The sequence below is a fragment of the Streptomyces sp. R-07 genome, assembly GCF_049913175.1.
GTDB lineage: Bacteria > Actinomycetota > Actinomycetes > Streptomycetales > Streptomycetaceae > Streptomyces.
Map to the genome: position 1 here is coordinate 5878924 of NZ_CP183978.1, position 14558 is coordinate 5893481.

Genomic DNA, 14558 nt, shown 5'->3' on the forward strand with positions numbered 1-14558 from the left:
TGCTTCGATCGAAGACCGGCCCGCACCTGAGGCGAGCTCTCCGCCCCCGTCGCACACCGTCCCCGGCCACACGGGTCGATGGACGCAAAGACGAACACGTAGGAGAAACCCATAGTGGAGAACGAGACCCACTACGCCGAGGCCGTCATCGACAATGGCACCTTCGGTACCCGCACGATCCGCTTCGAGACCGGCCGTCTGGCCAAGCAGGCCGCCGGCTCCGCCGTCGCCTACCTGGACGACGACACGATGGTCCTCTCTGCGACCACCGCCTCGAAGCGCCCCAAGGACCAGCTCGACTTCTTCCCCCTCACGGTGGACGTCGAGGAGCGGCAGTACGCCGCCGGCAAGATCCCCGGCTCCTTCTTCCGCCGGGAGGGCCGCCCCTCCGAGGACGCGATCCTCACCTGCCGCCTGATCGACCGGCCGCTGCGCCCCTCCTTCAAGAAGGGCCTGCGCAACGAGATCCAGATCGTCGAGACGATCATGGCGCTCAACCCCGACCACCTGTACGACGTGGTCGCGATCAACGCCGCCTCCGCTTCCACGATCCTGGCGGGCCTGCCCTTCTCCGGCCCCATCGGCGCCACCCGCGTCGCCCTGATCAAGGGCCAGTGGGTCGCGTTCCCGACGCACACCGAGCTCGAGGACGCCGTCTTCGACATGGTGGTCGCCGGTCGCGTCCTCGAGGACGGCGACGTCGCGATCATGATGGTCGAGGCCGAGGCCACCGAGAAGACCATCGAGCTCGTCAAGGGCGGCGCCGAGGCGCCGACCGAGGAGGTCGTCGCCGCCGGTCTCGAGGCCGCGAAGCCCTTCATCAAGGTCCTCTGCAAGGCCCAGTCGGACCTCGCCGCCAAGGCCGCCAAGCCCACCGGCGAGTTCCCGGTCTTCCTCGACTACCAGGACGACGTCCTGGAGGCGCTCACCGCCGCCGTGAAGGGTGAGCTCGCCAAGGCGCTCACCATCGCCGGCAAGCAGGAGCGCGAGGCCGAGCTCGACCGCATCAAGGAGCTCGCCGCCGAGAAGCTCCTCCCGGCCTTCGAGGGCCGCGAGAAGGAGATCTCGGGCGCCTACCGCGCGCTGACGAAGAAGCTCGTCCGCGAGCGCGTCATCAAGGACAAGGTCCGCATCGACGGCCGTGGCCTCACGGACATCCGTACGCTCGCGGCCGAGGTCGAGGCCATCCCGCGCGTGCACGGTTCCGCGCTGTTCGAGCGTGGCGAGACCCAGATCCTGGGCGTCACCACCCTCAACATGCTCCGCATGGAGCAGCAGCTGGACACCCTCTCCCCGGTGACCCGCAAGCGCTACATGCACAACTACAACTTCCCGCCGTACTCCGTCGGTGAGACCGGCCGCGTGGGCTCGCCCAAGCGCCGCGAGATCGGCCACGGCGCGCTCGCCGAGCGCGCCATCGTGCCGGTGCTGCCGACGCGCGAGGAGTTCCCCTACGCGATCCGTCAGGTGTCCGAGGCCCTCGGCTCCAACGGCTCGACGTCCATGGGCTCGGTCTGCGCCTCCACCATGTCGCTGCTGAACGCCGGTGTGCCGCTCAAGGCCGCCGTCGCCGGTATCGCCATGGGTCTGATCTCCGAGGAGATCGACGGCCAGACGCACTACGTCGCCCTCACCGACATCCTCGGTGCGGAGGACGCCTTCGGCGACATGGACTTCAAGGTCGCCGGCACGAAGCAGTTCGTGACCGCCCTCCAGCTCGACACCAAGCTCGACGGCATCCCCGCCTCGGTCCTGGCCGCCGCGCTGAAGCAGGCCCGCGACGCGCGTCTGCACATCCTCGACGTGATGAACGAGGCGATCGACGTTCCGGACGAGATGTCCCCGAACGCGCCGCGCATCATCACCGTCAAGATCCCGGTGGACAAGATCGGTGAGGTCATCGGCCCCAAGGGCAAGATGATCAACCAGATCCAGGAGGACACCGGCGCCGAGATCACGATCGAGGACGACGGCACCATCTACATCGGTGCCCAGCAGGGCTCGCAGGCCGAGGCCGCCCGCGCCACGATCAACGGCATCGCCAACCCGACCATGCCGGAGGTCGGCGAGCGCTACCTGGGTACGGTCGTCAAGACCACCACCTTCGGTGCCTTCGTCTCCCTGCTCCCGGGCAAGGACGGCCTGCTGCACATCTCGCAGATCCGCAAGCTCGCCGGTGGCAAGCGCGTGGAGAACGTCGAGGACGTGCTGGCGATCGGCTCCAAGGTCCAGGTCGAGATCGCCGAGATCGACCAGCGCGGCAAGCTCTCCCTGATCCCCGTGGTCGCGGACGAGGACGCCGAGGGTGACAAGGACGACGCTGCCAAGTGACGTCCCGTAGTTCCCGCGCGACGGCCCGCCCCTCTTCGGAGGGGCGGGCCGTCGCCCGTACCCAAACGCTTCTCCCGGGCAAGGACGGCATCGGCACGGTCCGCCGCACGACCCTCCCCGGCGGCCTGCGGATCGTCACCGAGACGCTCCCCTCCGTGCGCTCCGCCACCTTCGGCATCTGGGCGCACGTCGGCTCCCGCGACGAGACCCCGACGCTCAACGGCGCGACCCATTACCTGGAGCACCTCCTCTTCAAGGGCACCCGCAAGCGGTCCGCCCTCGACATCTCCGCCGCGATCGACGCGGTCGGCGGCGAGATGAACGCCTTCACGGCGAAGGAGTACACCTGCTACTACGCCCGGGTCCTCGACACCGACCTGCCGCTGGCGATCGACGTCGTCTGCGACATGCTCACCGACTCGCTCATCCGCGAAGAGGACGTGGACGCCGAGCGCGGTGTCATCCTCGAAGAGATCGCGATGACCGAGGACGACCCCGGTGACGTCGTGCACGAGCTGTTCGCGCAGACGATGTTCGGCGACACCCCGCTGGGCCGCCCGGTCCTCGGCACCGTCGACACCATCAACGCGCTCAGCCGCGGCCAGATCGCCCGCTTCTACAAGAAGCACTACGACCCGACCCACCTGGTCGTCGCCGCCGCCGGCAACGTCGACCACGCCACGGTGGTACGCCAGGTCCGCCGCGCCTTCGAGAAGGCCGGCGCCCTCACCCGTACCGACGCCGTCCCCGTCGCCCCCCGCGACGGCGCGCGCACCCTGCGCACGGCGGGCCGCGTCGAGCTCCTGAACCGCAAGACCGAGCAGGCCCACGTGGTCCTCGGCATGCCGGGCCTGGCCCGCACCGACGAGCGTCGCTGGGCCCTCGGCGTGCTGAACACCGCCCTCGGCGGCGGCATGTCCTCCCGCCTCTTCCAGGAGGTCCGCGAGAAGCGCGGCCTGGCCTACAGCGTGTACTCGTACACCTCGGGCTTCGCCGACTGCGGCCTCTTCGGGGTGTACGCGGGCTGCCGGCCGGGCCAGGTCCACGACGTCCTGAAGATCTGCCGCGACGAGCTCGACAAGGTCGCCTCCGACGGCCTCACGGACGAGGAGATCACCCGCGCCGTCGGCCAGCTCTCCGGCTCGACCGTGCTCGGCCTGGAGGACACCGGCGCGCTGATGAACCGCATCGGCAAGAGCGAGCTGTGCTGGGGCACCCAGATGTCGGTCGACGACATGCTCACGCGCATCGCGGCGGTCACCCCGGACGAGGTCCGCGAGGTCGCCCGCGATGTACTGGAGCAGCGGCCCTCGCTCTCGGTGATCGGCCCGCTGAAGGACAAGCAGGCGGACCGCCTCCACCAAGCGGTCTCCTGACCCACAAGTCTCCTAAGGAAGAGCAATGAGCAAGCTGCGCGTGGCGGTCCTCGGAGCCAAGGGCCGCATCGGCTCCGAGGCGGTCAGGGCCGTCGAGGCCGCCGAGGACATGGAACTGGTCGCGGCCCTCGGCCGCGGCGACAAGCTGGACACGCTCACCGAGGCGGGCGCCCAGGTCGTCGTCGAGCTGACCACCCCGGCGTCCGTGATGGAGAACCTCGACTTCTGCGTGCGCCACGGCATCCACGCGGTCGTCGGCACCACCGGCTGGACCGAGGAGCGCCTCGCGCAGCTGAACGGCTGGCTCGCCGCCTCCCCGGAGACCGGCGTCCTCATCGCTCCGAACTTCTCCATCGGCGCTGTCCTCACCATGAAGTTCGCGCAGATCGCGGCCCCCTACTTCGAGTCGGTCGAGGTCGTCGAACTGCACCACCCGCACAAGGTGGACGCCCCCTCGGGCACGGCCACCCGCACCGCCCAGCTGATCGCCGAGGCCCGGTCGAAGGCAGGCTGCGCCCCGCAGCCCGACGCCACGACCACCGCCCTGGACGGAGCGCGCGGGGCAGACGTCGACGGCGTCCGCGTCCACTCCGTACGCCTGGCGGGGCTCCTGGCCCACCAGGAGGTGCTGCTCGGCGGCGAGGGCGAGACCCTCACCGTCCGGCACGACTCCCTGCACCACTCCAGCTTCATGCCGGGCATCCTGCTGGGCGCGCGCCGCGTGACCACGACTCCGGGCCTGACCTTCGGCCTTGAGCACTTCCTGGACCTGGGCTGACGGTCATGGGCGGAAAGATCACGTACGTCTTCCTGGCCACCGTGCTGGTGCTCGTCTTCGGCGTGGTGGCGATGGAGGGCGTCCTGCTCCTCCTCACGGGCGAGCCGGCCGCCATGGGCATGGGCGCGGTCGCGTTCCTGCTCCCCGCCGTCGGCGGCTGGTTCCTCTGGAAGAACACCGGCTTCGCGCGCCGGGCCAACCGGCTGGCCGCGGAGCTGGAGGCCGAGGGCGGCCTGCCGGTCGACGAGCTGAAGCGCACCGAGGGCGGCCGGATCGACCGGGACTCGGCCGACGAGGTCTTCGCCCGGCGCAAGGCCGAGACGGAGGACTCACCCCAGGACTGGCGCTGCTGGTTCCGGCTCGCGGTGGCCTACCACGACGCCCGGGACACCCCCCGGGCCCGCAAGGCGATGCAGCGGGCCATCGCGCTCCACGAGGGGCGTCCGGTCAGCGTGTAGCGGCCGGGGCCGTGCCGTACTCGGCGTTCCAGGCCTCGACCGTGTCGGCCGCCCGGTCGAAGGCCTCGACACGGGAGAGGAAGTCGGCGTTGTGGTCGGTGAGCAGCTGCAGCTGCTCACCACCCTGCCGGTCGAGCACCAGGGCCTGGCCTTGGACGGTGCGGGGGAGCCCCAGCCAGCGCACCGGCTGCTGGACGGTCCGTACGGAAGTCACCTTGGCCCAGGGCACGGTGACGGTCGACAAGAAGCCCACGCGCCGCACTCCGGCGCGGCTCACCCAGGTGCCCATGCGCAGCGTCCGCAGGGCGGCCACGATCACGAGCACGGCGATGCCGAGCGTGACACCCGCGCCGCCGAAGGCTCCGGCGACCCCGATGATCACGGCGGCGAGCAGGACGAAAGAGGCGAGCAGCAGCGCGAGCGCCGCCGACCCCACCCGCCACGACCCCGGCCGGTACGGACGACGCCACTGATCGTGGTCGTCGAACGGCAGGGCGACATGGTCGGTCGTGTCAAAAGCACGGTCGGCCGTCAGAAAGGGCAGGGGCACGACAGGTCCTCACTCACAAGCACGCTCGAAGGGGCAGTGCCCGGTGAGGCTACCTCAGCGGTTGTCGGAGGCCTCGGACTGCTGCTGTCGAGTGGCCGAGTCCCCCGACTGGAGCGAGGGCATCCCGAAGACGAGGGACCCGGCGAGGCCGGCCACGACGGTCAGCCCGAGCAGGGTGCGGCCCACGATCTGCGAGGCGCTGAGGCGCTCCCGGGGCGGTGGAGTGACGTTACTGCGGAAATGGTCGGCCTCCGCGACGAACGCGAACGGTACGGCCTCTCCCCGGCGGAACATCAGAGCCACTCTCCTTCTTCGTCGTGCTGCGTCACAGGTACAGACGACGGAACCGACGTTTTGGTGCCCTTTTTCATCAAAGCGGCCGAATCTCATCCTCCAGTAGGACCCCATCGGTGCGGATTCGCCCCCGCCGCCTCCGGCGGGAGCGGCCATGTGGCCCCACAGGGCACACATGTCCGAACACACCATGGGAAGTGTCCGTATTGCGACGTTTCACGAAGTTCATCTAGGCTGATCAAACGGACCCGGCGCTGCCTGAACCCCCGAGCAGACAGCGCCGGGCTCCCTTTCACCTGTCCCCCTCAGGGGCACCCGGCGCTGAGCAACGAGTAGCGTGTTACCCATGGCTCCGATCTCCACTCCGCAGACCCCCTTCGGGCGGGTCCTCACCGCCATGGTCACGCCCTTCGCGGCGGACGGCGCACTCGACCTCGACGGTGCCCAGCGACTGGCCACCCACCTGGTGGACGCAGGCAACGACGGCCTCGTCATCAACGGGACCACCGGCGAGTCCCCGACCACCAGCGACGCGGAGAAATCGGAGCTCGTACGAGCGGTACTGGAGGCGGTCGGCGACCGCGCCCACGTCGTCGCCGGCATCGGCACCAACGACACCCGCCACTCGATCGAACTCGCCCGCACCGCCGAGCGCGACGGCGCCCACGGCCTCCTCGCCGTGACGCCGTACTACAACAAGCCCCCGCAGGAGGGCCTGTACCGGCACTTCTCGGCCATCGCCGACGCCACCGGCCTCCCCGTGATGCTGTACGACATCCCCGGCCGCAGCGGCGTCCCGATCGACACCGAGACGATCGTCCGCCTCGCCGAGCACCCGCGCATCGTCGCCAACAAGGACGCCAAGGGCGACCTCGGCCGCGCCAGCTGGGCCATCGCCCGCTCCGGCCTCGCCTGGTACTCCGGCGACGACATGCTCAACCTGCCGCTGCTCTCCGTCGGCGCCTGCGGCTTCGTCTCCGTCGTGGGCCACGTCGTCACCCCGGAGCTCCGCGCCCTCCTCGACGCCCACCTCGGCGGCGAGGTCCAGAAGGCCACCGAGATCCACCAGAAGCTGCTCCCGGTCTACACCGGCATGTTCCGCACCCAGGGCGTCATGACCACCAAGGCCGCCCTCGCCCTCCAGGGCCTCCCGGCCGGCCCGCTGCGACCCCCGCTCGTCGAGCTCTCCCCGGAGGAGACGGCGCAGCTCAAGGTCGACCTGGCGGCCGGCGGGGTAGAACTCTGACATCGGACTTCACAACTGAACACTGACAACAGCAAGTGCACGAATGTCATGCACGCCACGTGCCCGACCGGTACGTGGCGTGCGTGGTGAGGAGAGTCTTTTGAGTCATCCGCATCCTGAACTCGGCGCGCCGCCGAAGCTGCCGAAGGGCGCCCTGCGCGTCATCCCGCTCGGCGGGCTCGGCGAGATCGGCCGCAACATGACGGTCTTCGAGTACGAGGGCCGCCTGCTGATCGTCGACTGCGGCGTCCTCTTCCCCGAGGAGGAGCAGCCCGGCGTCGACCTGATCCTGCCGGACTTCACCATCATCCGGGACCGTCTCGACGACATCGAAGGCATCGTGCTCACGCACGGCCACGAGGACCACATCGGTGCCGTCCCCTACCTGCTCCGCCTGAAGCCGGACATCCCGCTGATCGGCTCCAAGCTGACCCTCGCGCTGATCGAGGCCAAGCTCCAGGAGCACCGCATCCGCCCCTACACCCTCGAGGTGAAGGAGGGAGACCGGGAGGGCCTCGGCCCGTTCGACTGCGAGTTCATCGCGGTCAACCACTCCATCCCGGACGCCCTCGCGGTCGCCGTGCGCACCCCCGCGGGCATGGTCGTCGCCACCGGCGACTTCAAGATGGACCAGCTCCCGATGGACGGCCGTCTCACGGACCTCCACGCGTTCGCGCGGCTCAGCGAGGAGGGCATCGACCTCCTGCTGTCCGACTCGACGAACGCCGAGGTCCCGGGCTTCGTCCCGCCGGAGAAGGACATCTCCAACGTCCTGCGGAACGTCTTCGCGAACGCCCCGAAGCGCATCATCGTGGCCAGCTTCGCCAGCCACGTGCACCGCATCCAGCAGATCCTCGACGCCGCCCACGAGTACGGCCGCCGGGTCGCCTTCGTCGGCCGCTCGATGGTCCGCAACATGGGCATCGCCCGTGACCTGGGCTACCTCCGGGTCCCGGCCGGCCTCGTCGTGGACGTGAAGACCCTCGACGACCTGCCGGACGACGAGGTCGTGCTCGTCTGCACGGGTTCCCAGGGCGAGCCCATGGCGGCCCTGTCCCGCATGGCCAACCGCGACCACCAGATCCGCATCGTCCCCGGCGACACGGTGATCCTCGCGTCCTCGCTCATCCCGGGCAACGAGAACGCGGTCTACCGCGTGATCAACGGCCTGACCCGCTGGGGCGCGAACGTGGTCCACAAGGGCAACGCCAAGGTCCACGTCTCGGGCCACGCCTCGGCCGGCGAGCTGCTGTACTTCTACAACATCTGCAAGCCGAAGAACCTCATGCCGGTCCACGGCGAATGGCGCCACCTGCGTGCCAACGCCGAGCTCGGCGCGATGACGGGTATCCCCAAGGACCACATCGTCATCGCCGAGGACGGCGTCGTCGTCGACCTGGTCGACGGCCGCGCCCGCATCACCGGCAAGGTCCAGGCGGGTTACGTGTACGTCGACGGCCTCTCGGTCGGCGACGTCACCGAGGTGCACCTCAAGGACCGCCGGATCCTCGGCGAGGAGGGCATCATCTCGGTCTTCGTCGTGGTCGACTCGTCGACCGGCAAGATCGTGGGCGGCCCGAACGTCCACGCCCGCGGCTCCGGGATCGACGACGCCGCGTTCGACGCGGTGATCCCGAAGATCGACCAGGCGCTCAACAAGTCGTTCCAGGACGGCGTCGTGGAACCCCACCAGCTTCAGCAGCTGATCCGCCGCTCCGTCGGCAAGTGGGTCTCCGACACCTACCGCCGCCGGCCGATGATCCTCCCGGTCGTCGTCGAGGTCTGAGACGCCTGACCAGCGCACCACCGGAGCGGGGCCCCTCGATTTGCATCGGGGCGCCCCGCTCCAGTACGTTTACGGCTCCGCCAGATCGGGAAGCCCCCGGCGCCGCCGTGCGCCAGGAGGATGAACCGGTAGGCGGGAAATCCGACTCAGAACTTCTGATAAAGTCGGAACACGCCGGAAGGCCTCGAAGAAAACAAATTCGGGACCGGAAAGCACCGAGGAAATCGGATCGGAAAGATCTGATAGAGTCGGAAACGAAGGAAGCGCCCGGAGGGCCTGGAAACAGGAACGAAGGAAGCGTCCGCACCTTGAGAACTCAACAGCGTGCCAAAAATCAACGCCAGATTAGTTGATACCCCGTCCATCTTCGGATGGTCGAGGTTCCTTTGAAAAAGTCCACCCCTCGGGGTGGCACACTACAGCGAGGACGCTGTGGACGGTCGGCCATATTCCGGCATGACTGTCCCGCTCAACGCGAGTGTCTCACCGGATTACCGGTAAACATTCACGGAGAGTTTGATCCTGGCTCAGGACGAACGCTGGCGGCGTGCTTAACACATGCAAGTCGAACGATGAAGCCCTTCGGGGTGGATTAGTGGCGAACGGGTGAGTAACACGTGGGCAATCTGCCCTTCACTCTGGGACAAGCCCTGGAAACGGGGTCTAATACCGGATAACACCGGCTCCTGCATGGGGGCTGGTTAAAAGCTCCGGCGGTGAAGGATGAGCCCGCGGCCTATCAGCTTGTTGGTGGGGTAATGGCCTACCAAGGCGACGACGGGTAGCCGGCCTGAGAGGGCGACCGGCCACACTGGGACTGAGACACGGCCCAGACTCCTACGGGAGGCAGCAGTGGGGAATATTGCACAATGGGCGAAAGCCTGATGCAGCGACGCCGCGTGAGGGATGACGGCCTTCGGGTTGTAAACCTCTTTCAGCAGGGAAGAAGCGAAAGTGACGGTACCTGCAGAAGAAGCGCCGGCTAACTACGTGCCAGCAGCCGCGGTAATACGTAGGGCGCAAGCGTTGTCCGGAATTATTGGGCGTAAAGAGCTCGTAGGCGGCTTGTCACGTCGGGTGTGAAAGCCCGGGGCTTAACCCCGGGTCTGCATCCGATACGGGCAGGCTAGAGTGTGGTAGGGGAGATCGGAATTCCTGGTGTAGCGGTGAAATGCGCAGATATCAGGAGGAACACCGGTGGCGAAGGCGGATCTCTGGGCCATTACTGACGCTGAGGAGCGAAAGCGTGGGGAGCGAACAGGATTAGATACCCTGGTAGTCCACGCCGTAAACGTTGGGAACTAGGTGTTGGCGACATTCCACGTCGTCGGTGCCGCAGCTAACGCATTAAGTTCCCCGCCTGGGGAGTACGGCCGCAAGGCTAAAACTCAAAGGAATTGACGGGGGCCCGCACAAGCAGCGGAGCATGTGGCTTAATTCGACGCAACGCGAAGAACCTTACCAAGGCTTGACATATACCGGAAAGCATTAGAGATAGTGCCCCCCTTGTGGTCGGTATACAGGTGGTGCATGGCTGTCGTCAGCTCGTGTCGTGAGATGTTGGGTTAAGTCCCGCAACGAGCGCAACCCTTGTCCTGTGTTGCCAGCATGCCCTTCGGGGTGATGGGGACTCACAGGAGACCGCCGGGGTCAACTCGGAGGAAGGTGGGGACGACGTCAAGTCATCATGCCCCTTATGTCTTGGGCTGCACACGTGCTACAATGGCCGGTACAAAGAGCTGCGATGCCGTGAGGCGGAGCGAATCTCAAAAAGCCGGTCTCAGTTCGGATTGGGGTCTGCAACTCGACCCCATGAAGTCGGAGTTGCTAGTAATCGCAGATCAGCATTGCTGCGGTGAATACGTTCCCGGGCCTTGTACACACCGCCCGTCACGTCACGAAAGTCGGTAACACCCGAAGCCGGTGGCCCAACCCCTTGTGGGAGGGAGCTGTCGAAGGTGGGACTGGCGATTGGGACGAAGTCGTAACAAGGTAGCCGTACCGGAAGGTGCGGCTGGATCACCTCCTTTCTAAGGAGCACAGTACCGATTGCAGGCAAATGTTCTGCACGGTCAGCTCATGGGTGGAACGTTGATTAGTTGGCGTGAGCGATCCTGATGGTCTTCGAGTACTGCTTCGGCGTGGAAAGAAGATACGGAGGGCAGCTCACGCTTGGCACGTTGTTGGGTGTCTGAGGGTACGGCCGTCATGGTCATGCCTTCGAGGATGCCGGCCCCAGTGAACTTGTTGCTTATGCGGCAGGGTGATGGGTGGCTGGTCGTTGTTTGAGAACTACACAGTGGACGCGAGCATCTGTGGCCAAGTTTTTAAGGGCGCACGGTGGATGCCTTGGCACCAGGAACCGATGAAGGACGTGGGAGGCCACGATAGTCCCCGGGGAGCCGTCAACCAGGCTTTGATCCGGGGGTTTCCGAATGGGGAAACCCGGCAGTCGTCATGGGCTGTCACCCATGCCTGAACACATAGGGCATGTGGAGGGAACGAGGGGAAGTGAAACATCTCAGTACCCTCAGGAAGAGAAAACAACCGTGATTCCGGGAGTAGTGGCGAGCGAAACCGGATGAGGCCAAACCGTATGCGTGTGATACCCGGCAGGGGTTGCGCATGCGGGGTTGTGGGATCTCTCTTTCACAGTCTGCCGGCTGTGAGACGAGTCAGAAACCGTTGATGTAGGCGAAGGACATGCGAAAGGTCCGGCGTAGAGGGTAAGACCCCCGTAGCTGAAACATTGACGGCTCGTTTGAGAGACACCCAAGTAGCACGGGGCCCGAGAAATCCCGTGTGAATCTGGCGGGACCACCCGCTAAGCCTAAATATTCCCTGGTGACCGATAGCGGATAGTACCGTGAGGGAATGGTGAAAAGTACCGCGGGAGCGGAGTGAAATAGTACCTGAAACCGTGTGCCTACAAGCCGTGGGAGCGTCGGACATAGCTTGCTATGTCTCGTGACTGCGTGCCTTTTGAAGAATGAGCCTGCGAGTTTGCGGTGTGTTGCGAGGTTAACCCGTGTGGGGAAGCCGTAGCGAAAGCGAGTCCGAATAGGGCGATTCAGTAGCACGCTCAAGACCCGAAGCGGAGTGATCTAGCCATGGGCAGGTTGAAGCGGAGGTAAGACTTCGTGGAGGACCGAACCCACCAGGGTTGAAAACCTGGGGGATGACCTGTGGTTAGGGGTGAAAGGCCAATCAAACTCCGTGATAGCTGGTTCTCCCCGAAATGCATTTAGGTGCAGCGTCGTGTGTTTCTTGCCGGAGGTAGAGCACTGGATAGGCGATGGGCCCTACCGGGTTACTGACCTTAGCCAAACTCCGAATGCCGGTAAGTGAGAGCACGGCAGTGAGACTGTGGGGGATAAGCTCCATGGTCGAGAGGGAAACAGCCCAGAGCATCGACTAAGGCCCCTAAGCGTACGCTAAGTGGGAAAGGATGTGGAGTCGCAGAGACAACCAGGAGGTTGGCTTAGAAGCAGCCACCCTTGAAAGAGTGCGTAATAGCTCACTGGTCAAGTGATTCCGCGCCGACAATGTAGCGGGGCTCAAGCGTACCGCCGAAGTCGTGTCATTGCAGCAATAGGGCCAACGCCCGCTGTGATGGGTAGGGGAGCGTCGTGTGCCGGGTGAAGCAGCCGCGGAAGCGAGTTGTGGACGGTTCACGAGTGAGAATGCAGGCATGAGTAGCGATACACACGTGAGAAACGTGTGCGCCGATTGACTAAGGGTTCCTGGGTCAAGCTGATCTGCCCAGGGTAAGTCGGGACCTAAGGCGAGGCCGACAGGCGTAGTCGATGGACAACCGGTTGATATTCCGGTACCCGCTTTGAAACGCCCAATATCGAGCCCATTAATGCTAAGGCCGTGAAGCCGCCCCGGAGCCTTCGGGCAAAGGGGAGTGGTGGAGCCGTCGACCCAAGGTGGTAGTAGGTAAGCGATGGGGTGACGCAGGAAGGTAGTCCAGCCCGGGCGGTGGTTGTCCCGGGGTAAGGGTGTAGGGCGTGTGATAGGCAAATCCGTCACACATGAAGCCTGAGACCTGATGCCGAGCCGATTGTGGTGAAGTGGATGATCCTATGCTGTCGAGAAAAGCCTCTAGCGAGTTTCATGGCGGCCCGTACCCTAAACCGACTCAGGTGGTCAGGTAGAGAATACCGAGGCGTTCGGGTGAACTATGGTTAAGGAACTCGGCAAAATGCCCCCGTAACTTCGGGAGAAGGGGGGCCACGTCTGGTGATGGAGTTTTCCTCCTGAGCTGGGGGTGGCCGCAGAGACCAGCGAGAAGCGACTGTTTACTAAAAACACAGGTCCGTGCGAAGCCGTAAGGCGATGTATACGGACTGACGCCTGCCCGGTGCTGGAACGTTAAGGGGACCGGTTAGTCACATTTCGGTGTGGCGAAGCTGAGAACTTAAGCGCCAGTAAACGGCGGTGGTAACTATAACCATCCTAAGGTAGCGAAATTCCTTGTCGGGTAAGTTCCGACCTGCACGAATGGCGTAACGACTTCTCGACTGTCTCAACCATAGGCCCGGTGAAATTGCACTACGAGTAAAGATGCTCGTTTCGCGCAGCAGGACGGAAAGACCCCGGGACCTTTACTACAGTTTGATATTGGTGTTCGGTTCGGCTTGTGTAGGATAGGTGGGAGACTTTGAAGCCGTGACGCCAGTCATGGTGGAGTCGCCGTTGAAATACCACTCTGGTCGTGCTGGATGTCTAACCTCGGTCCGTGATCCGGATCAGGGACAGTGTCTGATGGGTAGTTTAACTGGGGCGGTTGCCTCCCAAAGGGTAACGGAGGCGCCCAAAGGTTCCCTCAGCCTGGTTGGTAATCAGGTGTTGAGTGTAAGTGCACAAGGGAGCTTGACTGTGAGACCGACGGGTCGAGCAGGGACGAAAGTCGGGACTAGTGATCCGGCGGTGGCTTGTGGAAGCGCCGTCGCTCAACGGATAAAAGGTACCCCGGGGATAACAGGCTGATCTTCCCCAAGAGTCCATATCGACGGGATGGTTTGGCACCTCGATGTCGGCTCGTCGCATCCTGGGGCTGGAGTCGGTCCCAAGGGTTGGGCTGTTCGCCCATTAAAGCGGTACGCGAGCTGGGTTTAGAACGTCGTGAGACAGTTCGGTCCCTATCCGCTGCGCGCGCAGGAATATTGAGAAGGGCTGTCCCTAGTACGAGAGGACCGGGACGGACGAACCTCTGGTGTGCCAGTTGTCCTGCCAAGGGCATGGCTGGTTGGCTACGTTCGGGAGGGATAACCGCTGAAAGCATCTAAGCGGGAAGCCTGCTTCGAGATGAGTATTCCCACCTCCTTGAGAGGGTAAGGCTCCCAGTAGACGACTGGGTTGATAGGCCGGATGTGGAAGCCCAGTAATGGGTGGAGCTGACCGGTACTAATAGGCCGAGGGCTTGTCCTCAGTTGCTCGCGTCCACTGTGTTAGTTCTGAAGTAACGAACACGCCCCCCTTTCGGGTGGTGCGGCGGTTCATATCTTCATAGAGTTTCGGTGGTCATAGCGTTAGGGAAACGCCCGGTTACATTCCGAACCCGGAAGCTAAGCCTTTCAGCGCCGATGGTACTGCAGGGGGGACCCTGTGGGAGAGTAGGACACCGCCGAACACCTGCCCTTTTAGCTCAGTCGGTAGAGCGTCTCCATGGTAAGGAGAAGGTCAACGGTTCGATTCCGTTAAAGGGCTCATAATGAAAAGGCCCCCGCCTCT

The 14558-nt window shown here is 64.8% G+C and carries 8 protein-coding genes, 1 tRNA gene and 3 rRNA genes; 10 read left to right on the forward strand and 2 right to left on the reverse strand.

The window, feature by feature from the left end:
* The first annotated feature begins 114 nt into the window (after positions 1 to 114).
* From ACN9M0_RS27115 to ACN9M0_RS27130, 4 genes are read left to right on the forward strand one after another with little or no spacing between them, the layout of a single operon-like run.
* On the forward strand, positions 115 to 2331 hold the full coding sequence (locus ACN9M0_RS27115; RefSeq protein WP_366041849.1) for a polyribonucleotide nucleotidyltransferase: 2217 nt from the start codon (positions 115 to 117) through the stop codon (positions 2329 to 2331).
* On the forward strand, positions 2328 to 3707 hold the full coding sequence (locus ACN9M0_RS27120) for a M16 family metallopeptidase (RefSeq protein WP_399695965.1): 1380 nt from the start codon (positions 2328 to 2330) through the stop codon (positions 3705 to 3707). The genes ACN9M0_RS27115 and ACN9M0_RS27120 overlap by 4 nt, the downstream gene beginning before the upstream one ends.
* Positions 3708 to 3732: 25 nt before the next feature.
* Entirely contained in the window at positions 3733 to 4485 is a 753-nt protein-coding gene (gene dapB, locus ACN9M0_RS27125) for a 4-hydroxy-tetrahydrodipicolinate reductase (RefSeq protein WP_366041847.1), read from the forward strand.
* Positions 4486 to 4490: 5 nt separating this feature from the next.
* On the forward strand, positions 4491 to 4943 hold the full coding sequence (locus ACN9M0_RS27130; protein ID WP_366041846.1) for a hypothetical protein: 453 nt from the start codon (positions 4491 to 4493) through the stop codon (positions 4941 to 4943).
* On the opposite strand, the gene ACN9M0_RS27135 is transcribed toward ACN9M0_RS27130, so the two are convergent.
* Positions 4933 to 5493, reverse strand: coding sequence for a hypothetical protein (locus ACN9M0_RS27135; protein WP_366041845.1), 561 nt, complete (start codon positions 5491 to 5493; stop codon positions 4933 to 4935). The two genes, ACN9M0_RS27130 and ACN9M0_RS27135, sit on opposite strands and share 11 nt — an antisense overlap.
* A gap of 54 nt (positions 5494 to 5547) precedes the next feature.
* Positions 5548 to 5787, reverse strand: a complete 240-nt coding sequence (locus tag ACN9M0_RS27140) for a hypothetical protein (RefSeq protein ID WP_366041844.1) — start codon at positions 5785 to 5787, stop codon at positions 5548 to 5550.
* A gap of 346 nt (positions 5788 to 6133) precedes the next feature.
* Here ACN9M0_RS27140 and dapA point away from each other — a divergent pair, with 346 nt between their 5' ends.
* The 6 genes from dapA (at position 6134) to ACN9M0_RS27170 (ending at position 14534) form a co-directional block, all read left to right on the forward strand.
* Positions 6134 to 7033 (forward strand): 4-hydroxy-tetrahydrodipicolinate synthase, encoded by a 900-nt coding sequence (gene dapA, locus ACN9M0_RS27145; protein ID WP_366041843.1) that lies wholly within the window; start codon positions 6134 to 6136, stop codon positions 7031 to 7033.
* 100 nt (positions 7034 to 7133) lie between these two features.
* Positions 7134 to 8819, forward strand: a complete 1686-nt coding sequence (locus ACN9M0_RS27150; RefSeq protein WP_366041842.1) for a ribonuclease J — start codon at positions 7134 to 7136, stop codon at positions 8817 to 8819.
* A gap of 504 nt (positions 8820 to 9323) precedes the next feature.
* Positions 9324 to 10849: ribosomal RNA gene (locus ACN9M0_RS27155) — 16S ribosomal RNA — on the forward strand.
* 287 nt (positions 10850 to 11136) lie between these two features.
* Positions 11137 to 14255, forward strand: a 23S ribosomal RNA gene (locus tag ACN9M0_RS27160).
* 85 nt (positions 14256 to 14340) lie between these two features.
* Positions 14341 to 14457 (forward strand): 5S ribosomal RNA (rrf, locus tag ACN9M0_RS27165).
* The 16S, 23S and 5S rRNA genes sit together here with 1 tRNA gene alongside, the layout of an rRNA operon.
* Before the next feature lie 4 nt (positions 14458 to 14461).
* Positions 14462 to 14534, forward strand: a tRNA-Thr gene (locus ACN9M0_RS27170).
* Positions 14535 to 14558 lie beyond the last annotated feature (24 nt).

Bases quoted from the DNA above. Each gene is read 5' to 3' on its own strand.
- dapB (WP_366041847.1), top strand. From the start codon at position 3,733: ATGAGCAAGCTGCGCGTGGCGGTCCTCGGAGCCAAGGGCCGCATCGGC.
- ACN9M0_RS27130 (WP_366041846.1), top strand. From the start codon at position 4,491: ATGGGCGGAAAGATCACGTACGTCTTCCTGGCCACCGTGCTGGTGCTC.
- ACN9M0_RS27140 (WP_366041844.1), bottom strand. From the start codon at position 5,787: ATGTTCCGCCGGGGAGAGGCCGTACCGTTCGCGTTCGTCGCGGAGGCC.
- dapA (WP_366041843.1), top strand. From the start codon at position 6,134: ATGGCTCCGATCTCCACTCCGCAGACCCCCTTCGGGCGGGTCCTCACC.